General features: G+C 35.0%; 25 protein-coding genes. 7 read left to right on the top strand and 18 right to left on the bottom strand.

Annotation, left to right across the window (positions count from 1 at the left end):
* Window positions 1–196: 196 nt before the first annotated feature.
* From ACTF48_RS01940 to ACTF48_RS01885, 12 genes are all read right to left on the bottom strand, one after another.
* Window positions 197–1,012, bottom strand: a complete 816-nt coding sequence (locus ACTF48_RS01940; RefSeq protein WP_438961451.1) for a prohibitin family protein — start codon at window positions 1,010–1,012, stop codon at window positions 197–199.
* A gap of 80 nt (window positions 1,013–1,092) precedes the next feature.
* Entirely contained in the window at window positions 1,093–3,114 is a 2,022-nt protein-coding gene (locus ACTF48_RS01935; protein WP_438961450.1) for a hypothetical protein, read from the bottom strand.
* A 19-nt stretch (window positions 3,115–3,133) separates the two neighbouring features.
* Window positions 3,134–3,880 carry a 3-oxoacyl-[acyl-carrier-protein] reductase gene (gene fabG / locus ACTF48_RS01930; protein ID WP_438961449.1) on the bottom strand — a complete coding sequence of 249 codons (747 nt, stop codon included), beginning with the start codon at window positions 3,878–3,880 and terminating at the stop codon, window positions 3,134–3,136.
* A 2-nt stretch (window positions 3,881–3,882) separates the two neighbouring features.
* Window positions 3,883–4,431, bottom strand: coding sequence for a hypothetical protein (locus tag ACTF48_RS01925; protein ID WP_438961448.1), 549 nt, complete (start codon window positions 4,429–4,431; stop codon window positions 3,883–3,885).
* 38 nt (window positions 4,432–4,469) lie between these two features.
* The gene (gene sucD / locus ACTF48_RS01920) at window positions 4,470–5,342 is read right to left on the bottom strand and encodes a succinate--CoA ligase subunit alpha (protein ID WP_438961447.1); all 873 of its coding nucleotides are present in this window, start codon (window positions 5,340–5,342) and stop codon (window positions 4,470–4,472) included.
* Window positions 5,343–5,372: 30 nt separating this feature from the next.
* On the bottom strand, window positions 5,373–5,747 hold the full coding sequence (locus ACTF48_RS01915; RefSeq protein WP_438961446.1) for a nuclear transport factor 2 family protein: 375 nt from the start codon (window positions 5,745–5,747) through the stop codon (window positions 5,373–5,375).
* Window positions 5,748–6,674 carry a UDP-3-O-(3-hydroxymyristoyl)glucosamine N-acyltransferase gene (locus tag ACTF48_RS01910; RefSeq protein WP_438961445.1) on the bottom strand — a complete coding sequence of 309 codons (927 nt, stop codon included), beginning with the start codon at window positions 6,672–6,674 and terminating at the stop codon, window positions 5,748–5,750.
* Window positions 6,675–7,241 carry an elongation factor P gene (efp, locus tag ACTF48_RS01905; RefSeq protein WP_438961444.1) on the bottom strand — a complete coding sequence of 189 codons (567 nt, stop codon included), beginning with the start codon at window positions 7,239–7,241 and terminating at the stop codon, window positions 6,675–6,677. It lies immediately after the preceding gene.
* A gap of 6 nt (window positions 7,242–7,247) precedes the next feature.
* Complete coding sequence (gene lpxA / locus ACTF48_RS01900) at window positions 7,248–8,033, bottom strand: acyl-ACP--UDP-N-acetylglucosamine O-acyltransferase (RefSeq protein WP_438961443.1); 786 nt, start codon at window positions 8,031–8,033, stop codon at window positions 7,248–7,250.
* On the bottom strand, window positions 8,033–9,433 hold the full coding sequence (locus ACTF48_RS01895; protein ID WP_438961442.1) for a bifunctional UDP-3-O-[3-hydroxymyristoyl] N-acetylglucosamine deacetylase/3-hydroxyacyl-ACP dehydratase: 1,401 nt from the start codon (window positions 9,431–9,433) through the stop codon (window positions 8,033–8,035). Before ACTF48_RS01895 ends, lpxA begins: the two co-directional genes overlap by 1 nt.
* The gene (gene lpxD, locus ACTF48_RS01890) at window positions 9,434–10,453 is read right to left on the bottom strand and encodes a UDP-3-O-(3-hydroxymyristoyl)glucosamine N-acyltransferase (protein ID WP_438961441.1); all 1,020 of its coding nucleotides are present in this window, start codon (window positions 10,451–10,453) and stop codon (window positions 9,434–9,436) included. It lies immediately after the preceding gene.
* A gap of 23 nt (window positions 10,454–10,476) precedes the next feature.
* Window positions 10,477–11,703: an HD domain-containing protein gene (locus ACTF48_RS01885; RefSeq protein WP_438961440.1), complete on the bottom strand. Its 1,227-nt coding sequence runs from the start codon at window positions 11,701–11,703 to the stop codon at window positions 10,477–10,479.
* A gap of 30 nt (window positions 11,704–11,733) precedes the next feature.
* Between ACTF48_RS01885 and ACTF48_RS01880 the strand changes: the two genes are divergently transcribed.
* From ACTF48_RS01880 to ACTF48_RS01865, 4 genes are all read left to right on the top strand, one after another.
* The gene (locus tag ACTF48_RS01880) at window positions 11,734–13,284 is read left to right on the top strand and encodes a response regulator (RefSeq protein ID WP_438961439.1); all 1,551 of its coding nucleotides are present in this window, start codon (window positions 11,734–11,736) and stop codon (window positions 13,282–13,284) included.
* The gene (gene tsaE, locus ACTF48_RS01875) at window positions 13,285–13,686 is read left to right on the top strand and encodes a tRNA (adenosine(37)-N6)-threonylcarbamoyltransferase complex ATPase subunit type 1 TsaE (protein WP_438961438.1); all 402 of its coding nucleotides are present in this window, start codon (window positions 13,285–13,287) and stop codon (window positions 13,684–13,686) included.
* Window positions 13,687–13,857: 171 nt separating this feature from the next.
* A complete protein-coding gene (locus ACTF48_RS01870) occupies window positions 13,858–15,057 on the top strand; it encodes an alanine dehydrogenase (protein WP_438961437.1) in 1,200 nt (399 codons plus the stop codon).
* Between the two features lie 9 nt (window positions 15,058–15,066).
* Window positions 15,067–15,447, top strand: a complete 381-nt coding sequence (locus tag ACTF48_RS01865; RefSeq protein WP_438961436.1) for a DUF4258 domain-containing protein — start codon at window positions 15,067–15,069, stop codon at window positions 15,445–15,447.
* Here ACTF48_RS01865 and ACTF48_RS01860 read toward each other — a convergent pair.
* A complete protein-coding gene (locus tag ACTF48_RS01860) occupies window positions 15,444–16,616 on the bottom strand; it encodes a proline dehydrogenase family protein (protein ID WP_438961435.1) in 1,173 nt (390 codons plus the stop codon). The two genes, ACTF48_RS01865 and ACTF48_RS01860, sit on opposite strands and share 4 nt — an antisense overlap.
* A gap of 79 nt (window positions 16,617–16,695) precedes the next feature.
* Between ACTF48_RS01860 and aroB the strand changes: the two genes are divergently transcribed.
* On the top strand, window positions 16,696–17,763 hold the full coding sequence (gene aroB / locus ACTF48_RS01855; RefSeq protein ID WP_438961434.1) for a 3-dehydroquinate synthase: 1,068 nt from the start codon (window positions 16,696–16,698) through the stop codon (window positions 17,761–17,763).
* A gap of 72 nt (window positions 17,764–17,835) precedes the next feature.
* Entirely contained in the window at window positions 17,836–18,150 is a 315-nt protein-coding gene (locus ACTF48_RS01850; protein ID WP_438961433.1) for a hypothetical protein, read from the top strand.
* A 76-nt stretch (window positions 18,151–18,226) separates the two neighbouring features.
* On the opposite strand, the gene ACTF48_RS01845 is transcribed toward ACTF48_RS01850, so the two are convergent.
* Window positions 18,227–19,180, bottom strand: coding sequence for a hypothetical protein (locus ACTF48_RS01845; protein WP_438961432.1), 954 nt, complete (start codon window positions 19,178–19,180; stop codon window positions 18,227–18,229).
* Between the two features lie 281 nt (window positions 19,181–19,461).
* Between ACTF48_RS01845 and ACTF48_RS01840 the strand changes: the two genes are divergently transcribed.
* On the top strand, window positions 19,462–20,067 hold the full coding sequence (locus ACTF48_RS01840; protein WP_438961431.1) for a pseudouridine synthase: 606 nt from the start codon (window positions 19,462–19,464) through the stop codon (window positions 20,065–20,067).
* Here the strand turns inward: ACTF48_RS01840 and ACTF48_RS01835 are convergent.
* The 4 genes from ACTF48_RS01835 to ACTF48_RS01820 form a co-directional block, all read right to left on the bottom strand.
* The gene (locus ACTF48_RS01835; RefSeq protein WP_438961430.1) at window positions 20,041–20,652 is read right to left on the bottom strand and encodes a hypothetical protein; all 612 of its coding nucleotides are present in this window, start codon (window positions 20,650–20,652) and stop codon (window positions 20,041–20,043) included. The two genes, ACTF48_RS01840 and ACTF48_RS01835, sit on opposite strands and share 27 nt — an antisense overlap.
* Window positions 20,653–20,782: 130 nt before the next feature.
* Complete coding sequence (gene murA / locus ACTF48_RS01830; protein ID WP_438961429.1) at window positions 20,783–22,093, bottom strand: UDP-N-acetylglucosamine 1-carboxyvinyltransferase; 1,311 nt, start codon at window positions 22,091–22,093, stop codon at window positions 20,783–20,785.
* Window positions 22,094–22,242: 149 nt separating this feature from the next.
* Window positions 22,243–22,911 (bottom strand): DUF4290 domain-containing protein, encoded by a 669-nt coding sequence (locus ACTF48_RS01825; protein ID WP_438961428.1) that lies wholly within the window; start codon window positions 22,909–22,911, stop codon window positions 22,243–22,245.
* A gap of 237 nt (window positions 22,912–23,148) precedes the next feature.
* Window positions 23,149–23,436 (bottom strand): DUF493 family protein, encoded by a 288-nt coding sequence (locus ACTF48_RS01820; RefSeq protein ID WP_438961427.1) that lies wholly within the window; start codon window positions 23,434–23,436, stop codon window positions 23,149–23,151.
* Window positions 23,437–23,477 lie beyond the last annotated feature (41 nt).

Genomic DNA, 23,477 nt, shown 5'->3' with positions numbered 1-23,477 from the left:
TACGGTTTCATTTTATTTTGAAATATAGGCGAAAAAGAAACGAATTATATGAGACATTAGGAATGTAAATTGGTATACTACCATAAAGTAGTTGACATTAAAACTAGAAACAAAATCGTTTGAAAAAGTTTCATAAAAGCAAAAAGCGCAAATACTGATATTTGCGCTTTTGAATTAGTATTACAGGCTTTTTTGATTATTGATTCCCTAGAATAATAGGTAATCCACCACCTTCTCCACCACCTACTACGATGACTTTAGAATTAGGAGATTCTGCTAGTTTCAATGTGGCCTCTATTCCTTTTTCTTGAAGAATTTTATCAGTTAAAGAGGCACTTAGAATCTTGTTAGCGACAGCTTTACCTTCTGCATCAATTTTTTGTCTCTGTGCTTCTTTAGTAGCTCTCGCTAAACGAAATTCATATTCCAGAGCTTCTTGCTCTTGTTCTAATTTACGTTCAATAGCCGACTTAATTTTAGTTGGTAAAGTCACATCTTCTACGAGTACTCTATTTACTTGAATATACTGTGTAGATAACTCCTTTTGAACCTCTTCTAAAATTTCATTTTGAATCACATCTCTTTTACTTGAATACAGCTGTTCTGGAGTATATCGTCCCACTACACTACGTGCAGCGGCACTAATGGCTGGACCAAGAATATTTGCCTCATAATCACGACCTTTTTCTTGGTGTAAAAATGGTAGTTTATCATATTCTGGCTGGTACCACACGGTTCCATCTACCGTTACTTCTAGTCCATTTACAGACAGTACACGCATCTTATCAGATACTGATAGCTGTCTAATGGGATAAATAATCATATCGTTCCAAGGAGCGATGATATGAAAACCTTCTCCATAAGTACTTTCTGTATCTACACCATTATTAAGAGTTTTAAATAAAACTCCTGCTTGTCCAGCTCCTATCACTACAGAGCTTTTAAGTATTACTATAATTAAAAGGACTACTGCTATAATTGCTACGAGTCCAGCTTTGGGTAATCTTTCCATGTCTTTTTATTATTTTAATTTAAAGTTCGAATTTACAACAGTAGCGTTCAAAATTTGAGAAACATTAGTTAAAAGTAAACTTATATCAGTCCAGAATATTTCCTTAAGAACCACTCTAAACCTAAAAGAAACAGTATCAGTGCCAATAAGTATTCCCAATCTATAAGACTAGCATAGCTCACGCTCGCTCTTTCTATAGGTTTTAACAATGGGTTTTCAAGTAATTGACCTACTACTTGCTCTACTTCACCTTGATAATAAACACCTTCTTTTCCTACCAGTTGCTGCATGCCTTTATCTTGTGCGCTTATAAATTGTTGCTCTACATCAAATTCTAAAATACTCAAAGAACCATTTTTAACCAGTTGATCGTTTTCTACTTTTACCGTAAAACTATAATCTCCTGCATCCAGACCGCCTAGATCCACGCTATAACTATTAGTATTTAAAATAAAAGGACGCACTACACGCTGTTTATTTCCTTTATGAATTAAGGTGATATTAATAATTCCATTATCTTCAAACTGGTAATTTTTATCTAAATACTGCGCATTCATTATGATTTTACGATTCTGATAATAGAATGTATCATAATCTAGTTCCAGTCGATTGCGTTTTTTATGAGACGCAAGAAACTGTACCTGACTACCTACTAGATCATCCCAGTTTCTAAAATCTTTACTAGTTAAAAAGCTCTGCGCACGCCATCTCCAGAAACCTTCGGCGAGGAGTACGGCATGTCTAGAATCATATTGTTCATAGGTAAACCATAATGGTTGTTCTGTATCTACATCACCTATTAATTTAGACATGATCACATCACTAGAAACGTTCATTGTAACAGCACCAAAGGGAACCTGAACTGGTGGGTAGTCGTCATAATTATACTCATCCAGATTAAAAGTGGTGTATGAGTCATTCAGTATAGGCTGTACTTCATCATAATCTTCATCATCTTCTATTTGGTAAGCTTGTATTTGACTATTTAGGAACCTATAATCTGTACTAGGACCAGTTATAGTCCAGGTATTCTTGTTGAGGAGTTTTGATTGGTTAAACGCTTTCGCGAAAGCGTACCCAGGACTGTAAAAAACAACTAAATTATACTCATTAAGATCAGGATTATCACTCGTGCTTTTAATATCTACATCACGCTGCTGGTTAGAAGTTATCGCTTTCTTAAGTGCGGCTAGGTCAGGATGCATAACATCACTCAAAATCAAGACTTTAGTCTGTTGATCAATGACCTCTATTGCAAAATTGCGATAGTTATTTGATGTGTTTTTTTCATCCTCTAATGGGCTTATAACTGCTCTCATGGATTGTGTTCCTACCTTATTACTAGTAAGGTTTACGGTAACGACTTGGGATGGATTTTCTTTTGAAAAACGCAAGTTTTCTTGATGCAAGGTTTTATTACCGCTCAAGATCTTAAACGTGCGTACTATATTTTCGCTACCTCTGTAGCTCGTAAAAATTTCTACTGGAAATTCATTATTCAAATAAGAATAACGATTCACATTAAGCTGAGTAATTTTTAAGTCAGGATACTGGGTCGTGTCACCATATATGATAGGATAAAAAGCCGTTTTTGCATCTATTTGTGCATATGGGTAGCTATTCCCACTGGTCTGATTACCATCTGTGAGCAGTACTATGGCTTTATTGCGATCTTTAAATAGTTTTTGAGGTGAAGCGATTCCTTGATAAATATCAGTATCACTACCATTATGATGAATACTATCCAGCGGTTTGAACTCGCTCGTTAAACTATAAGATTGAATTTCAAAATTGCTCTTTAATCCTGGATGATTTACAAAGGACTTATAATCAATTTTTAAATCATCTTGAGCATTTAAATAACTTATAGATGATGTATTATCTACCTCAAGGATAAGGAGCGGCTTTATAGTTTGATAGGTAGTTTTCTCAAATTTAAGATCAAGAAAGAGTATTAAAATAGTAAAAACCGTGAGAAACCTTAAAAAGGCAAACCACGGTTTTCTTTTACTATTTTTTTTATTATTAAAGATGTAACCATACTGGAATAAGGCTAAGAACACCGCTACGGTAGCGGCTAGAATGATCCACAATACAGTCATAAATTTGTTTAAGCTTTACCTAGGTAAGCATTCCTCCATCCACATTAAGTGTCTGGCCAGTTACATAAGTTGATAAGTCGCTTCCTAAAAATACACAGGCATTTGCGACATCTTCAGGAGTTCCACCGCGTTTCAATGGAATTCCATCGCGCCATCCTTGAACCACTTCTTCATTGAGCTTACCAGTCATCTCTGTTTCTATAAATCCTGGAGCTATGGAATTACATCTTATATTCCTAGACCCTAGTTCAAGTGCTACAGATTTAGAAAAACCTATGATTCCAGCTTTACTCGCTGCATAGTTAGTCTGACCAGCATTTCCTTTAACACCTACTACACTACTCATATTAATAATACTACCGGAGCGCTGTTTCAACATGGTACGTTGAACGGCTTTGGTCATGTTAAAAACCGACTTCAAGTTTACCTCTATTACTTGATCAAAATCTTCCTCGCTTATGCGCATTAAAAGGTTATCCTTAGTAATACCGGCATTATTAATTAAAATATCTACCGTTCCAAAATCTTTTACTACTTCTGCAACAAGATCTTGAGATTCTTGAAAACTAGCTGCATTAGACTTATAGGCTTTGGCTTGAATACCTAGCGCAGTTAAATCTTTTTCTAATTCTAAAGCTGGTGCTTCAGAACTGCTATAAGTAAAAGCTACATTTGCGCCATGCTGAGCATATACTTGTGCTATTCCTTTACCTATTCCTCGACTAGCTCCAGTAATTAGAGCCGTTTTACCTTCAAGTAATTTCATGTTTATATTTTATTTTTAAATTCTGGTAAGAGCTTACCTTCTCTTTCAAACCAGTTCTGTAATCCTAAGTATTTTGTGCGAGATCCTTTTTTTGCATAAGAATCTATAGGGCTGTTATTCTTTTTCATATAGAATACTGCTCCTACTATTTTCTTGCGCACATTATCAAATGCTGTATGTTCTAATTTGAATTTAACAATGGCATAATTGGCTAGATCATCATAAGAAAGAGGTTTTTGCTTTGCCTTTAATTGTCTAATGATAAAATCTCCCCATTTAGACTTGCGACCTCTATTACTTTTAGATTTTTTAACCTTAGCCTTAGTGGATTTAAAACCAACGGTTGATTGATTTTTAACTAGCGATTTTTTAGAACTTAAAATAGAAGTTGCAGCACCATCTTGCGGTGCTACAACTTCTATCTCAACATCTTTAAGTTCATAGAGCACTTTTTTTAAAGCAGCTAAATGCTGCAATGTTTTTTCATACTCAGATGTGTAATGAGATTTTATTTGCTGTAGTACTTCATCACTCAGTTTTATATTTCCCATAACGATGTTATATAAGTTCTTTAAATATCAGTAGCTAATTATCCTATAACTTCTGCTACTTTTTTACCTATTTCTGCTGGAGAATCCACAACGTGAATTCCACAATCTCTCATGATTGCTTTTTTAGCCTGTGCAGTATCTTCAGATCCACCTACGATCGCACCTGCGTGCCCCATAGTACGTCCTGCTGGAGCAGTTTCACCAGCGATAAAACCTATGACCGGTTTTTTATTTCCAGTAGATTTAATCCACTGAGCGGCATCTGCTTCTAGCTGTCCACCTATCTCTCCTATCATTACGATCGCTTCAGTCTCAGGATCATTCATAAACAGTTCAACAGCTTCTTTAGTGGTAGTTCCTATGATAGGATCTCCACCTATTCCTATAGCGGTAGAAATACCATAACCTTGTTTCACCACTTGATCAGAGGCTTCATAGGTAAGCGTTCCTGATTTAGAAACGATTCCTACTTTACCTTTTTTGAATACAAAACCTGGCATGATTCCCACTTTTGCTTCACCTGGTGTAATAACACCTGGACAGTTAGGTCCCACAAGACGGCAGTTTTTATTTTTAATATAATCTGCGGCTTTTACCATATCTGCAACTGGAATACCTTCTGTAATTGTGATAATTACTTCTATTCCTGCATCTGCAGCTTCCATAATAGCATCGGCAGCAAATGCTGGTGGCACAAAAATAATGGTTACGTTTGCACCTACTTTTTCTACAGCCTCAGAAACTGTGTTAAAAACAGGTTTATCTAGATGAGTCTGTCCTCCTTTACCTGGAGTTACTCCACCTACTACATTTGTACCATATTCAATCATCTGGCTAGCGTGGAATGTTCCCTCACTACCTGTGAAACCTTGTACTATAATATTAGAATCTTTGTTTACTAAAACGCTCATTTATATATATTTAAGTTGAGTTTTTACAATTTATCCTTCACTTGGGTGACTGGTTTGATGCACCTCTATAATTTTATTTTCTGAAACCTTAAAGATAGAAATAAAATATCCTACAGGAACTTCTTCTCGAGGATTTTCTACCGTTCTTACAAACACTGTGAAACGAGCAGCTACTTCATCTTTATCGCTTATCATGTGAGTAATCTCACTACGCATACTCTCATAAGCAACAGATATGGCTTGAGTAAATCGTTCATAATCTTCATAGTTAAATTCTCTATAGCCTGAACTCGCATGCCAGTGCATTTTAAAATCTTTATGAAAATGTGAGCTAAAATCTTCTGGGTCTACAAACACATCTGAATCTAGAAAATTTCTTACTACTTTTTTTGCCGCTGCTGACATTTATTTATTTTTTATAAAGTTAGGTAACATTCTTATAGCTGCAAGCTCTCTAAACTTTTCTTTAGCATTTGAAGCCGGTGAACCGAAGAGTACATCTCCTGGTTTTACATCTTTTGAGACACCACTTTGTGCCATAATTTCACATCCTTTACCTAGTCGTACATCACTACGTATTCCTACCTGTCCCCATATTTTCACTTCGTCTTCTATAACGACACAGCCAGAAATTCCTGTTTGACTAGCAATAAGAACATGTTTTCCTAAAGTGGTATCATGTCCTATATGGACTTGATTATCGAGTTTACTTCCATGACCTATAGTTGTATCACCACTCACGCCACGATCTATGGTACATAAACTACCTATCTCTACATGATCTTCAATAACAACGCGACCATTACTTAATAACTTATCGTAACCTTCAGGTCTACGTTTGTAATAAAAAGCATCGGCTCCTAGAACGGTTCCAGAATGTATAATGACGTTATCACCTAAAATGCACCTATCATTAATGGACACATTACTATGGATCACACAATTTGATCCTACCACAACATCATTCCCTAAAAATACATTAGGTTGCACAACGGTTCCTTCACCTACTTGTGGTGGTGTTGTATTCGCTTCCGCGAAAGCGTGAAAAGGAGCAAAATGCTGGGTTAATTTATTAAAGTCCCTAAAAGGATCATCTGATATGAGTAGTGCTTTCCCTGCCGGTGCTTCTACTTTTTTATTAATAAGTACAACGGTAGCATCACTATGTAATGCTTTATCATAATACTTAGGATGATCTACAAACACTATATCTCCAGGTGTTACCACATGGATTTCATTCATACCGGTCACTGGAAACAGATCATCGCCTACATACTCACAATTAATGAGCGCAGCAATATCTTTTAAACGATGTGTTTGAGAGAATTTCATTTACTCTTTCATGCGCTCGTGATAAGCACCTTTTTCTGTATCGATTCGTATTTTATCGCCTTCATTAATAAATAAAGGCACATTAACCTGTGCGCCTGTTTCTACAGTTGCAGGTTTAGTCGCGTTAGTAGCTGTATTTCCTTTAAGTCCTGGCTCTGTGGCAGTAACTTCTAGTACTACATATTGTGGCATGTCTACAGATAATGGTGAGTCGTCCTCAGTATTGATCTGTATTTTAACAATTTCACCTTCTTTTAAAAGTCCTGGAGCATCAAGAACAGTTTCTTGCAAAAGGATTTGCTCGTAGGTCTCTGTATTCATAAAATGATAACCTTCTGGATCTTGATAAAGGAACTGGAATGATTGTGTTTCTACACGTATATCCTCGATCTTATGTCCTGCAGAGAAGGTATTATCTATCACCTTACCGTTTGTGACACTTTTTAGTTTAGTTCTTACAAATGCTGGACCTTTACCAGGTTTAACGTGTAAGAATTCAACAATTTTATAAATGTCATGATTGTATCTTATACACAATCCTTTTCTAATGTCGCTTGTACTTGCCATAATATTTTAGTTACTACCGACGTATCCTCTCATGATACCTCGTTTTGAGTTTTTTATAAATTCTATAATTTCATCCCTTTCATTAGTCGCACTCATTTCTGCTTCAATAATTTGAACGGCTTGAGATACGTTATAATTTTTTTGATAAAGTATTCTGTAAATATCTTGAATTTCTCTTATTTTCTCTAATTCAAAACCTCTTCTTCTTAATCCTACAGAATTGATCCCTACATAGCTTAACGGTTCACGTCCTGCTTTTACAAAAGGTGGAACATCTTTTCTAACCAGTGATCCTCCTGTTACAAAGGAGTGACTACCTATTTGACAAAACTGTTGTACCGCAGCCATTCCTGCTAGTACTACATGATCACCTACTGTAATGTGACCTGCAAGTGTGCTGTTATTTGAAAAAATACAATTATCACCTACTATACAGTCATGTGCGATATGGCAGTAAGCCATGATCCAACAGTTCTTACCTATAACAGTTTTCATGCGATCAGAGGTACCTCTATTAATAGTTACACATTCCCTAATAGTTGTGTTATCACCTATTACGGTAGTTGTATCCTCATCTTCAAATTTTTTATCTTGTGGAATTGCACTTATTACTGCACCGGGAAAGATACTCACGTTCTTCCCTATGCGTGCACCTTCCATAATCGTGACATTAGAACCTATCCAGGTTCCTTCACCTATGATTACATCATTATGGATGGTTGTAAACGGTTCTATAACGACATTCTTAGCGATTTTTGCTCCTGGATGTACGTATGCTAGTGGTTGATTCATTATTTAACTTTTGAGATTTGAGCCATTAACTCAGCTTCGGCGCAAAGTACACCATTTGCATAAGCATAAGCCTGCATGTGACAAATTCCTCTTCTTATAGGACTTATTAAATCACATTTAAAAATAAGCGTATCTCCTGGAGAGACTTTGCGTTTAAATTTAACATTGTCCATTTTCATGAAAAATGTAAGATAGTTTTCTGGATCTGGAACAGTACTTAATACTAGAATACCACCAGTTTGCGCCATTGCTTCTACTATGAGAACGCCAGGCATTACTGGTGCGCCCGGAAAGTGACCATTAAAGAACTCCTCATTCATAGTCACGTTTTTTAACCCTATAACATGACTGGATGATAGTTCAAAAATTTTATCAACGAGTAAAAATGGAGGTCTATGAGGTAATACTTCCATGATCTTAACCGTATCCATTAATGGCTCTTGATTAATATCTATTTTAGGAACATTGTTACGTGCTTCTAGTTTAATGAGCTTAGAGAGCTTTTTTGCAAACTGAGTGTTTACAAAGTGACCTGGCTTGTTTGCTATTATTTTACCTCTTATTCTAGTTCCTACTAGTGCAAGGTCACCTATGACGTCTAGCAATTTATGTCTAGCAGCTTCGTTAGGGTAATGCAAGTTTAGGTTATCTAGAATACCATTAGGTTTAACAGATACTAAATCTTTATTAAAGGCTTTTTTAAGGTTTTCCATTGTTTTAGGAGATAGTTCTTTATCTACATAAACAATAGCGTTATTTAAATCGCCTCCTTTAATTAATCCATGTTCAAGTAACATTTCAATCTCGTGTAAAAAACTGAATGTCCTACAGTTCGAGATTTCATCTTTAAAGTCAGCTAGATTTTCTAAAGTAGCATTTTGAGTTCCTAATACCTTAGTGCCAAAATCAACCATCGTCGTTACTTGATAAGAGTCTGCAGGCATAAGAATAATTTCACTACCCGTTTCTTCATCACGATATGAGATGACATCTTTAACGACATACTCTTTACGATCTACGTCTAAAGTTTTAATTCCCGCTTTCTCTAAGGCTTCTATAAAATATTTTGAGGAACCATCCATAATAGGTGGTTCACTACTGTCCATTTCTATTAAACAGTTATCTATCTCTAGACCTACAAGAGCAGCAAGTACGTGTTCACAGGTATTAATATGAACACCGTTTTTATCAAGGGTAGTTCCACGTTGGGTATCAGTTACGTAATTAGCATCTGCCTCGATGATGGGCTGTCCTTCTAAATCCACGCGCTGGAATTTATAGCCATGGTTTGCTGGTGCTGGCTTAAATACGATGGTCACCTCATTACCTGTATGAAGCCCTACGCCTGATAGTGAACTGTCTTGAGCAATAGTGGTTTGCTTAAAATCTGTAATTGTCATTTATAGTTTCTTTTTTTCTAAGTCAGCAACTCTGCTGTTTAATTTTTTTAAATTTTTAAAATACACATAAGAACGACTCCAGTCTGCATAATTAAATGCTGGCGAGCCTTGAATGGTCTCGCCATTTTTTATATCCCTAGCTACACCACTTTGCGCTTGAATACCTACATTATCACCTATAGTAATATGTCCTGCCACACCTACTTGTCCACCTATTCTACAATTCTTTCCTATTTTGGCAGATCCTGCTATTCCTGTTTGAGCTGCTATAACGGTATTTTCACCTACCTCAGCATTATGCCCTATTTGAATCTGGTTATCTAATTTAGCACCTTTTTTAATAATGGTTGCTCCTAAAGTTGCTCTATCTATAGTAGTTAAGGCTCCTATATCTACATGATCTTCTATAATAACAATTCCTGTTTGTGGTATTTTACTATAGCTGCCATCAGCATTAGGTGCAAAACCAAACCCGTCTGCTCCTACTATGGCTCCTGCGTGTATGGTTACATTATTTCCTATGATAGAATCTGACATTATTTTTGCACCTGAGTGTATCACACAATTATCACCTATGGTAACATTATCTGCAATGTGAACTTGGGAAAAAATCTTTACGTTCTCACCTATTTTCACATTTTGTGAAATATATCCAAATGCAGCTAGATAGAAACCATTTCCTATTATAGCTGAATCGTGGATAAAACTAGGTTGTTCTATTCCATTCTTATTAAGTTTTACCATCTGGTAATACTCAAGTAGTTTAGTAAATGCACTATAAGAGTCTTCTACTTTAATTAATGTAGTGGTAACCTCTTGCTCTGGAATAAAGTCAGCATTTACGATAACCGCACTTGCTTTAGTAGAATAGACATAAGGAGTGTACTTCACATTAGATAAGAAACTAACACTTCCTGTCTCGCCTTCTTCAATTTTAGATAATTTAGATACTTCAATAGTAGAGTCTCCTTCAATGGTTCCTTCTAAAATATCAGCAATTTGTTGGATCGTAAATTTCATTCTCGCAAAAATAGTAATTTTAGTTAATCCTGAATCTTTGGATAGCAATAGTAATATTTTGTCACCTTTTTGGTCAGTGCCTTAAAACTTGCTTCCTCGCCAGCCTTTATGAGTTCTACAAGTTTACCATTTTTTAATAATATTTTTATAGGTTTCGCTTTCGCGTAAGCGAGATTATGAACAGCTCCAGAGAACACAAAATATTGCGCTTCATGATCAGATAAACTCCTCGCTTTTATTAATTGATGCTTTTTTTTCTGAAGTTTTTTATCACTGATAGGCTCTTTTGAAAATTTGATTTTAAGTAATTGCCTATTTAAAATCATATTACATAGTTCCTGTAACACAAAGTCCTCATGCTGTGATCCTAATTTAAGCGTGGTGATTAAGTCAGTGTCATCTAACCTAGCAAATCTGTTTAAGTTTTCTTGAGTAAAATGAGCTAAAGTAATACCATGTGTTAAAAAATATTTTAAGTCTGATGGTAAATCCACTTCTATCCCTTTACCTATAAGCTCCTTAATGCGTACAAAAACAGATTGTAGTAAATGCTCAGCACCTATACCTGTTTTGTGCAAATAGACTTGCCAATACATGAGCCTGCGGCTGCTTAGAAAATGCTCTACAGAGTAAATCCCTTTTTCCTCGATAACGAGTTCATCATTTTTAACATTAAGCATAGCGATTAATCGCTGGCTATTAATGTTCCCTTCTGCAACACCTGTATAAAAACTATCTCGTTTCAAGTAATCTAATCGATCCATATCCAGCTGGCTTGAGATCAATTGCATCATAAAAGGTCGGTGATATGCTCCTTTGAAAATTTGAATTGCAAGCGTTAAACTACCGTTAAACTCCTTATTCAAAGATTCCATAAAAAGGATAGAAATATCCTCGTGACTTACATTATTAATGATACTATGCTCCATAGCATGAGAAAAAGGTCCATGACCTATATCATGTAATAGAATAGCTTTATAAAGAGCATCTTCTTCTTCATAAGAGATGTCAACATTCTTAGAACGAAGTACTTGTACTGCTTTTTGCATTAAATGCAAACAACCTAGTGCGTGGTGAAATCTGGTATGATGTGCTCCAGGATATACTAGATAACTCAAGCCCATTTGTGTAACACGCCGCAACCTCTGAAAGTATGGATGTTCTATAATTGTAAATAAGTCCTCATTAGGAATGGTAATAAAACCATAAATGGGATCGTTTAATATTTTATGTTTGTTCTGTAGATTCAAAAGGAACAATTTAATTACAAAGATACTGATATGACCGACATAAAAATCCTTTGGGTAGATGATGAAGTAGATTTATTAAAACCTCACATTATTTTTCTGGAGAATAAAGGATATAAAGTGGACACAAGAATAAGTGGTACTGAGGCACTTGAAGCGATTGAAGAGGTTCATTATGATATCGTTTTTCTGGATGAGAACATGCCTGGCCTTACAGGACTCGAAACTCTTAATGAAATTAAGGAAAAACAGGCACAACTACCTGTAATAATGATTACTAAGAGCGAGGAAGAGTACATTATGGAAGAAGCAATAGGCTCTAAGATTGCTGATTACCTTATTAAACCCGTTAACCCTAATCAAATTCTTTTATCACTTAAAAAAAACTTAGACCACTCCAGATTAATTTCTAATAAAACAACCTCTGACTACCAGCGAGAGTTTAGAAAAATTTCTATGGACCTTTCTATGGTCAACTCTTATGAAGAATGGGTTCAATTATATCAAAAACTCATTTACTGGGAACTAGAGCTAGAAAACATAGACGATAGTGGAATGCTAGAAATTCTAACTACTCAAAAAAATGAGGCTAATAATCAATTCTGTAAATTCATAGATCGCAACTATCCAGAGTGGTTTAAGAATCCAGATGATGCGCCTATCATGTCTCATAATCTTTTTAAAATGCGCATAGCTCCTCATTTAAAAAAAGATCAACCGGTGCTTCTAGTAGTTGTAGATAATTTGCGCTACGATCAATTTAAAGTATTTGAAAACATAATTAATCTTCACTTTAAAAAGGAAGTTGAAGAAACCTACTGTTCCATCTTACCTACCGCTACTCAGTATGCACGTAATTCATTATTCTCAGGATTAATGCCTGATGATATGGAAAAAAGACATCCTGATTTGTGGCTTAATGATACTGATGAAGGTGGAAAAAATATGCATGAAGACGCTTTCCTAACCGCTCAACTTAAAAGACTAGGATTAGGACTTACCCATCAATATCATAAAATAACTAGCGAACAACAAGGTAGAAAACTGGCAGAGAATTTTAAATCCCAAAAAGATAACGACTTAACTGTCGTAGTCTACAATTTTGTAGATATGTTATCACATTCTAAAACTGAAATGAAGGTTATTAAGGATCTAGCAAGTAATGATAAGTCTTATCGATCGCTAACTTTAAGCTGGTTTAAAAACTCACCTTTACTAGAAATGATTCATCGTGCGCAGGACTTAGGTATGAAATTAATTCTAACTACTGATCATGGGACTATTAATGTCACTAATCCTAGTAAGGTAATAGGCGATCGCGATACTAGTCTTAATTTAAGATATAAAACAGGTAGAAGTTTATCTTATGAAGATAAAGACGTTCTAGCTGCAAAAGATCCTAGCACCATCAAGCTGCCCAAAATAAATATGAGCAGCAGCTTTATTTTTGCTAAAGGAGACTTATTCTTTGCATATCCTAACAATTATAATCATTATGTAAGTTATTATAGAAACACTTATCAACATGGTGGAGTTTCACTAGAAGAAATGTTAATTCCTTTTGCTGTTTTTAATCCTAGATAAATGAATATTACCTATCATATAGATGACATAGAGAAAGTAGCAAAACAAATTCTAGCCTATACTCAGTCAAATATTTTTATACTTGATGCTCCTATGGGAGCTGGTAAAACGACTTTAATTACCGCTATCTGCAAAGAGTTAGGTGTTCAAGAATCTATTTCCTCTCCTACCTTTTCAATCGTTAATGAATATAAAGCTAATCATAAAACTGTATTACACTTTGATTTATACAGAATAGAACAAGAGGAAGAATTATTTAACATAGGGATAGAAGATTACTTGAGCCGTAATGCCATATTTTTTATAGAATGGCCTGACCTAGTAATGCCATATCTAGAAAATTTTACCAGATTAAAAATTAGTATTATCGATCACTCTACAAGAACTATAGAATTGATCTAAAAGCTACTAACCCTTTAAAACCTAACATCTAGCATAGTGTACATTTTAAAAAATTCTCTAAAGAATACAATTGCTAAGAATAGGCAATTTTAAAATAGGGCTAGGAATAAGAAAACTAATGATCATTACTTAAAATAAAATGTTTAATTTTAGAGTAATTAATGTTTTTTCATGAGCCAGCAACTATCTCCTTTTACTAAAGAACAATTACTACCACAGGAAGAGCGTTTAGAAATTCAACGTTCAAAACAGGAGTTACTTATAGGGATTCCTAAGGAAAATCAACAGCAAGAAAAACGTATCGTTCTTACACCTGATGCTGTTGCTGCAATTACAGCACATGGTCACCGCATAATCATGGAAAAAGGTGCTGGTAATGGCTCTAACTTTACAGATTCTCAATATAATGATGCCGGTGCAGAGTTAACAGCCGATAAAAACAAAGTATACTCCTGTCCTACCATTTTAAAAATTGCGCCACCATCTAAAGAAGAAATTGAACTTCTCAAACCACAAACGGTTTTAATATCTGCTCTACAAATAAAAACACGTGATAAAGAATATTTTGAAAAACTTACCGCCAAAAAAATCACAGCTCTAGCCTATGAGTTTATACAAGATGATTCTAGAAACTATCCTGTAGTAAGCGCACTAAGTGAAATCTCTGGAGTTGCTTCAGTGTTAATTGCGAGTGAGTTATTAAGCAGTGGTGCTAATAGAACAGGTCAGTTATTTGGGAATATAACAGGTGTTCCTCCAGTAGATGTAGTAATTATGGGTGCTGGTGTGGTAGGTGAATTTGCTGCCAGAACCGCACTAGGATTAGGGGCAAACGTTAAAGTATTTGATAACTCTATAACTAAATTACGTAACCTTCAAGATAAAGTAGGACAGCAAGTGTACACCTCTACCCTACAACCTAAATATTTATTAAAAGCTCTAAGAAGATGTGACGTTGTAGTAGGAGCTCTAGCAGGTAATAATCGCACACCAGTTGTGGTTACTCAAACCATGGTGGAGAATATGAAACAAGGATCTGTAGTTATGGATGTAAGTATAGACATGGGCGGCTGTTTTGAAACAAGTGAAGTAACTACTCACGATAAACCTACTTTTGTTAAATATGGTGTCACTCACTATTGCGTTCCTAATATTCCATCACGATATTCAAAAACGGCATCCATATCATTAAGTAATATTTTTACACCTTACTTACTTAATATAGCCGATGATGGCGGCATAGAACATGCTATACGTATGGATAAAGGGTTAAAATGTGGTATCTACATGTATCATGGTATTATTACAAATAAATCTGTAGGATCATGGTATGACTTACCTAGTAGCGATGTAAATTTGCTCATCTTTTAAAGGTCTCACATGAAGTTTATTCAACGATTAAGTTTTTATCTAGGCGGTGTTTCTATAGGACTTATATTTCTAGTATTTTTCTTAACAGGTAAGCGCACGCAATGTACCTGGTTTCCAGAATCTAGAGTTCTTGCAGATATAGGAAAAAAATCTATTAGACTATCTCCTGAAATACGTGAAAATCTAGAATCTAAAGAAATAGACACCTTAAGTATTCAACTTATATTAAAATATGGTGATGTAAACTTTTCTAAATCACTTACAGACTCAAACCCATGTAGGTTTTACCATATTTCAGGACGTGAGGAATTAGCAAATACGACCCTTTGGGTAAAGAATTGTGAGCGCTATGCCGTGGTAGAAAAAGTTATCTATAATGATAACGATTAAAATTTCCTACGTTTCAATTCTTGTTTAATAAGTAGCAGTTCTCTACCCATTTGACCTGCGACAGAGGTGTTTTCCTGTGCTCTACGTATCAAGTATGGCATCACATCTTTTATAGGTCCGAAGGGTAATATCTTAAACGTATTATAATTCAACTCCGCTAAGTTGAAAGTTAGATTATCACTCATACCATAAAGTTGCCCGAACCATACATCTTTATGATTTGTAGCAATTCCCTTTTCACTGAGTATCTCCATTGCTAGTAATGTGCTATACTCGTTATGAGTACCTACACATAATTTAATTACATCTAGACGATCAAGTATAAACCGCATAACACTGTTAAACATATCATCAGTTGCCGTTTTAGAATTACAAATAGGAGAAGGATAACCATATTTTACAGCTCGATCACGTTCTTTTTCCATATACGCACCACGCACAATTTTTGCACCTACTATAAAACCATTTTCTCGAGCATCTTTATAGAGTTCTTGAATATAATCTAAGCGATCATTTCTATAACATTGTATGGTATTATAAATAACGGCCTTTTCCTTATTAAACTGAGCCATCATATCTCTTACTAGCTCATCTGCGGCATCCTGCATCCAGGTTTCTTCTCCATCAAATAGTAGCGCCACATCATAATCATAAGCCGTTTGCGATAATAACACTACACGATCCTTTATGCGCTGCCATTCCTCTTGCTCAGCAATAGAAAGCTCTTGCTTTTCTGTAACCTTTTGCCAGATGTAAAATCTTCCTATACCAGTAGGTTTTACCACTTCAAATGGTAAAGCATCTATAGTGTTAGCGTGTTTAATGAGCTTTATTTTCTTACTTACCACCGCGTTAAAATCAGCCTCATCTTCTTTACCTTCTACAGAGTAATCCAGTATGCTGCTCACACCTTTATCATACATTTTTTGAACCACTGGCTGGCACTCTTCTGACGTTGTACCACCACAAAAATGTTCAAAAACAGTATTTTTAATAATTCCCTTTACGGGCAGTCCCCATGTTAAGGACTTCATCATCACCTTAGAACCGAAGTTCACAAAAAAAGGATAGCCCATCATCTTAAAAAGAAAATGTGCTTTACGCAACTCACGATTGCTTTTAAGTGAAAAAGCGACCTCAGTATTATTAAAAGGATTTTCCATATTCATGTTACAAATATAGTAGCAAAGCTATTATTAATAGCGGTATAGATTGTACTTTTAACGCTTTCGCGAAAGCTTACTACACATGGAACCTATTACTATAAACAACTTTACTATTTACTTTGAAAATCAAGGATTTAAAACCCTGAATAAATGGATCAAGGAACACCAGCCAGGAACCATATTTATTCTAGTCGATGATAAGACGATGGAAAACTGCTATCCTTACTTGATGCCTAAAATAGAAACAACCGCAAGAATTGAAGTCATAGAAATAGATCATGGTGAAGAATTTAAAAATATAGACACCTGTGGTGGTGTTTGGAGTGCGATGGTAGAACTGGGCTGTGATCGTAATAGCTTAATGATTAATTTAGGTGGTGGCGTGATTACAGATTTGGGTGGTTTTATAGCATCTACTATTAAAAGAGGCATTCCTTTTATGCACATCCCTACCAGTTTACTAGGTATGGTAGACGCTGCAATAGGTGGAAAAAACGGAGTAGATCTAGGGAACCTCAAAAACCAGATAGGTGTTATAAATGGGCCGGTAATGACCATTATAGATCCAGAATTTTTAAAAACTTTACCACAGCAGCACCTAGTAAATGGTAGCATAGAAATGTTTAAACACGGATTAATAAGTGATCGTGTTTACTGGAACGACATGAAGGCATCACATAATTTTCATTCAGACCATTTTAACTCTTTAATTTATCAAAGCGCCCTTATTAAAAGTGATATAGTCACTATGGATCCATTTGAAAAAGGTGCTCGCAAGGCTTTAAACTATGGACACACTGCTGGTCATGCCATAGAGTCCTATTTAATGGAACATCCAGATCGAGCTGCTGTACTACATGGAGAAGCTATTGCTGCAGGAATAGTTGTAGAGTCCTATTTAAGTGTTCAGTATGCTGATCTTGCTCTAGATTCTTATAAAGAGATTAAAGAATGGTACAATACACTACAATTAAATCTTTCCTTTACAGATAAAGAAGTACTAGAAATGATCGAGTTAATGAAATATGATAAGAAAAACACTAACGGTGCTATAAAATTTGTCCTGCTTGAAACCATAGGCTCATTTGTTACTAATCAAGAAGTTAGTAATGAAATGATTATGGAAGCTTTTCAAGAATTAATAAATTAAAGCATAGTTTATCTCAAGGTATTTGCTACATTAAGTTTTTTATATACTTTAGTTTTACCCTAAATGAGGTTTATGAAAAATGTAATTGTAGATTATAAAAAGCTAACACCTGATGTGTTATCCATGCTCGTAGAGCGCTATCCAGATGGTTATGGTGATGATGATATCATCTCGTTTAGAAATCATAAAAATGAACTTATTGAAGCTGTAGAGGTAACCACTGAAGACACAAAGTATCTAGTAAAGATATCTAAACGTCTTTCCATGCAAATGGAAGCCTTTGATGAAGATGATTATGATGCAGGAGAAATGAATGATCCAGATGCACTTCCAGAGATGGATCCTAATCTACCACAAGACATGGATGATTCTAAAAACAAAGATTAATTATAGCAATTAATACTAAAGCACTACAAATAAAAAGTCCTTGAACTTTAGCTAGTGTACTTGTACTATAAACACATTACAGACTAAAACGCTCTAGAGATTTTTCTAGAGCGTTAATTTTTTGTTCCATTTTATTAAAAAATATGGAGCGTTCTTTTAAAGAGCAATCTTTTATAGATGTGGCTTGCCTTATTTGATACTTGAAAAAATCATCCATTCGGTTTAAAATATTACTACCACTAAATCTTATATAACCTAGCAAAGTCATGGTTACAAAACCAGCAATAGCCTTTCCATTTTTTTTAACGATAGCGTTATTACTCATTAATAAGAGCTCGTGGTAATAAATATTATATGAGGTTGTAAGCAAATCTGCAGCGGTTTTTTTAAGAAGACTCCTTAAATCCTCACATAAAATAACAGCCATATCTTGATCTATATAACCAGCCTCATGATAAAAATGAATTTGCTGTAAACTACTAGAGATAGTCGTATCATTCCAGATCTCCACCCTATTATACTGTTCAAAAAGTGCCTTATTCTTTTTAATTTGTTCTTTCATGGACAGCGGCAAGTGAAAATCTGAAAAACGTTTTCCTTCCATAGAATCATCCAGTAATTGCATCCAGACATAAATCTTAAAACGAGCTAAATGCGTATCATTAAAATGATGAAAAACAGGAATATCCTTAGCGCTATAAATCCACTCTACTCCTTTCTTGCCAGCAGCTTTAAGGTTATTTTCCATTTCCTTAAAATAGAACTCAAGTGATTCCATAGAATGAATCTTCTTAGTGGCAGTACCTAGCGCCGTTAGGTCTTGATGCGCAGTCATAATATGATCTAGAGAAAACTCACCTAATCTAGCAAGCTTCATGGCTTCATGTATTTCTAGTTTAGCTTTTCCTTGAATCCTACGATAAGCGGCATCGTAACTCAGATCTAGAACATCTGCAAAGTACTGGATGAAGGAGTTCGTGTGAGAAACGCTTTCGCGAAAGCGTGCAATAATTAATTCTTGTACTTCCATATAGTTTGTGATTTTCACAAAATAAAGATACTACTTTATTAAAATACACAGATACATATGTGATAATCATTATAATTTTGGATAAAAGATCACACTATGAAAAAGAAGAAGTTTAAAAACACCGAAATGGAGACTTACATAAAGGGAACCTTGAAACAATTAAAATATTTAAGATCCCGATGGTTGAATCATAGACAAGTGAAAAAGATAAAAAACTGGCTCTAAAAATTTAATACCAAATTGAATTTATAAAGTCTTAATAAATTGGTCATTTTTGCAACATGCATAGACATTTTCTTATTTATAAACCTTACCGCATGTTAAGTCAGTTTATGACTAATGATAGACACCAAAAAAACAAAAGATTTCTAGGTGAGCTTTATGATTTTCCAGAAAATGCAATGGCAGTAGGTAGATTAGATGAACTATCAGAAGGTCTATTATTAATTACAACAGACGGTACGTTGAGTCACCACATTAACAAATCTGGTAAAGTAGATAAAGAATATGCGGCACTAGTGGATGGAATCATGACCAGTCAAGTGGTTCATAAACTACAAGATGGTATAAGAATAAGTATTAATGGCTCTTATTACCAGACTAAGCCTTGTAAAGTGAAGTTGCTAGAGCATCAACCCGACTTGCCAGAAACTACTCAAAGGATAAGAGATGACCGTCACGGCCCGACTTCTTGGGTAAGCGTTACTTTAAACGAAGGTAAGTTTAGACAAGTACGCAAAATGACCAGCGCTGTAGGTTTTCCTACTTTGCGACTGGCTCGTATCAGAATAGGTCCATACTCTATAGCGACTATGCAAAATAAAACGGTAATTGAGATCATGGATCAAGACATTAGAGCGCTACTCCTTAATGACAATAAGGAGTGACTTCACGCCTGCATTAATCATACATATTTTTTGTTCCATAACGGCTCCTTCATCATCTCTTATAACTATTCCAGAAGTATTAGGTGCAGAGTATCCCTGATTTAAAGCCTCAATCTCTATTTTATTAAAACCTTGTTGCAGAGCAAGTGGAAATCCTTGCGCAGCATTTAAAAGGGTCATGTCTGTAATTAGTATCTCATCATTAAGCCATATACGCACACGATCTCCATCTTCTAATCTAGGATCCCATAAAGTCATTTTTAAAATATCCTTTCCTGTCCTGTACTCGCCTAGGTAGGTGTCATTTACAAAATCGATTGCAGGAGTGTCACTTTTAAACTTTTGCCCTTGAAAACGTATTCCTGGATCAAGTAAATCTGTTTTTTGAGTGAGATCTATGGTAGGTTTTTCACTAGGTCTTACATACTTTTTAGTCTCGTTAGTTCTAGGGAATAATACAGAACCTTTTATATTATTACCAGATGACACTGGTTCTAAAGTACGATTACTGCTTCTAGGGATATCCTGAGCAGTAGCAATACCATATAATAATGATAAAGTAAGAGTTAATAAAATCTTGTTCATAGTTTAAAACTAGCAAAAGTCTTGCCTAAATCAATGGTTTTTAGACTTAATTAAGACTTTATTCATAAAAAAAGGTTTAATTATGCTTATGCGAAAGCGTAATTAAACCAGTTTTAACAGACCAACAAATTTAAGCCAGTCGCTCGATCTTTGCCCCTATTTTTTTTAATCGTGTGTCTATATTTTGGTAACCACGATCGATCTGTTCTATATTGTGTATTGTGCTAGTTCCTTTGGCACTTAAAGCAGCGATTAATAATGAGATCCCAGCACGTATGTCTGGAGAAGTCATGGTAGTAGCTTTTAAAATAGACTGGAAATCGTGACCTATGACACTTGCTCTATGAGGATCACAAAGTATAATTTTTGCTCCCATATCGATAAGTTTATCTACAAAGAAAAGGCGGCTTTCAAACATTTTTTGATGAATAAGCACACTACCTCTAGCTTGAGTAGCTACTACTAGAATAATACTTAATAAATCAGGAGTGAATCCAGGCCATGGCGCATCGGCAATGGTGAGTATGGAACCGTCTATATAGTTTTGAATCTCGTACCCATCTTTATGGGCAGGAATGAAAATATCATCTCCTTTACGTTCTATGGAAATTCCTAATTTTCTAAAAGTATCTGGTATAACTCCTAGCTCATCATAAGCTACATTTTTAATAGTCACCTCACTTTTAGTCATGGCAGCAAGACCTATCCAGCTACCTATCTCAATCATATCTGGTAAGATGGTATGAGTTGTTCCACCTAATTTTTTTACTCCATTAATGGTTAACATATTAGAACCTATTCCTTTAATGTCAGCTCCCATGCGCACGAGCATTTTACATAATTGCTGTAAATAAGGTTCACAGGCGGCATTATAAATGGTGGTTTCTCCAGTAGCCATGACCGCAGCCATAACTATGTTTGCCGTTCCAGTAACAGATGCCTCATCCAGTAACATGTAAGTTCCATGGAGTTCATCTGCTTCAACACCATAGAAATACTCTTCTTTGTTATATCTAAAATTTGCTCCTAGTTTAATAAATCCTTCAAAGTGTGTATCTAATCTTCTACGACCTATTTTATCTCCACCAGGACGTGGGATATAACCTTTACCAAACCGGGCTAATAATGGTCCTACTAACATAATAGATCCTCTTAAACCACGACCTTGTACTTTATAATCTTCGGATTGAAGAAAATCAAGATCTACTTGGTCTGCCTGAAAAGTATAGGACTCTGGACCATTTTTTGTGACCTTTACACCTAGATTGTTTAATAAAGCTATAAGTTTATTAACGTCTATAATGTCTGGAACGTTATTAATGGTAACAGGTTCCTCTGTTAATAATACGGCACACAATATTTGTAATGCCTCATTCTTAGCTCCTTGTGGTTGAATTTCACCTTTTAATTGATGTCCACCTTCTATAATAAATGTTCCCATTTCTAAATAATAATTACAACTCTAAAAGTAAGAGTTAAGAACGCAGCCATTATAATATTATCTAAATATCTATTCATAATTAATTAACAAAAACTGTTAACTAAAAAAAGCAGCCTGAAAGACTGCTTTTTTTCTTAGTAAAGTAATCACTACCTAGAGCGTTTATGGTTGCGATTATTAGATTTATAATGGCGCTTATTATTATTATTACGTCTAGGGTTTGTACTATGATCTCGACGACCTATTGTTCTATGGATTAATGATTTTGAATCTAGTAAGTCCTCATCTTTTGCAGCGAGATTAATCTCTCCACCACTCATCTCAAACAGGTGCTTAAAAATCACATTATCATCTACTGAATCTTTGTTCCAATTGAGGAAGGATTTTTTCATGTGATTTGCTATGATAAAAGTAAGAGCTTCTCGTTTCTCGCCTTTTTCCCAGCTCAATGCCACATTAATCATATTTTGAATATTATTTCCATAAAAACGGTATTTAGGTCGTTTTTGTGGGTAAGGCATGCGTTCTGGCGCTGCTGCAAGTAGTTCCTTATCTGGCATAGGATAAGGAGAATCTACATCTAGGTCAAAATCTGCAATGATAAACAACTGATCCCATAGCTTGTGCTGGAAATCTGCCACATCACGTAAGTGTGGATTAAGGTTTCCCATAACTCCTACTATAGCAGTGGCCATGCGATTACGTTCTTCTTTAGTTTTGAGTTCTTTACAGTGCTCTACTAATTTTTGAATATGCCTTCCATATTCAGGAATGTTGAGATGATTACGCTCTGTGTTATATTCTAATGATGGTACCAATATGATTTTTTAATTACTTGTGAAGAGCTGCAAATTAAACAATTTACAGCAAACAATCTATTTTAAATTTTACTTGTATAAGTGTTATTTCTTTGCACCTATTTTTTCCTTATAATAATCGAGAGTTTATCGACGCTTTAATGTGACATCTCGTTAAAAGAGCAGTATTTATACTAACTCACTGACATCTTTTTTCATATAGAATCATTAATTTTAGTAAGCCCATCTAGGTAACGTTTATAGCGAGATCACTCCTTCTATAGTACCTACCTCTTTATACTTTTCAATAACGGCATCTGGTGATTTCATAATTACCGTTATAGAAACACTAGTATATGTACCTTTACTTGATTCCTTAGTAACAATAACAGCACCTAAACCATTAAATATAGTCTCTATTTGTGCTATTTTTTGTGGCTGTGATGGTACTATAAATTTATATAAATACTTACTAGGCCACGTACTAGTTTCCTCCAGCTGTGATTTAAGCTTTTTATAAAAGTCCTGAGATTTTTTTGGATCCATAAAATAAAAGAATACAAATATAAGTCATGAATTAAGCTTGA

It is taken from the genome of Nonlabens sp., from assembly GCF_965660805.1.
Lineage (GTDB): Bacteria > Bacteroidota > Bacteroidia > Flavobacteriales > Flavobacteriaceae > Nonlabens.
This window is presented reverse-complemented; position numbering and strand designations above follow the sequence as displayed.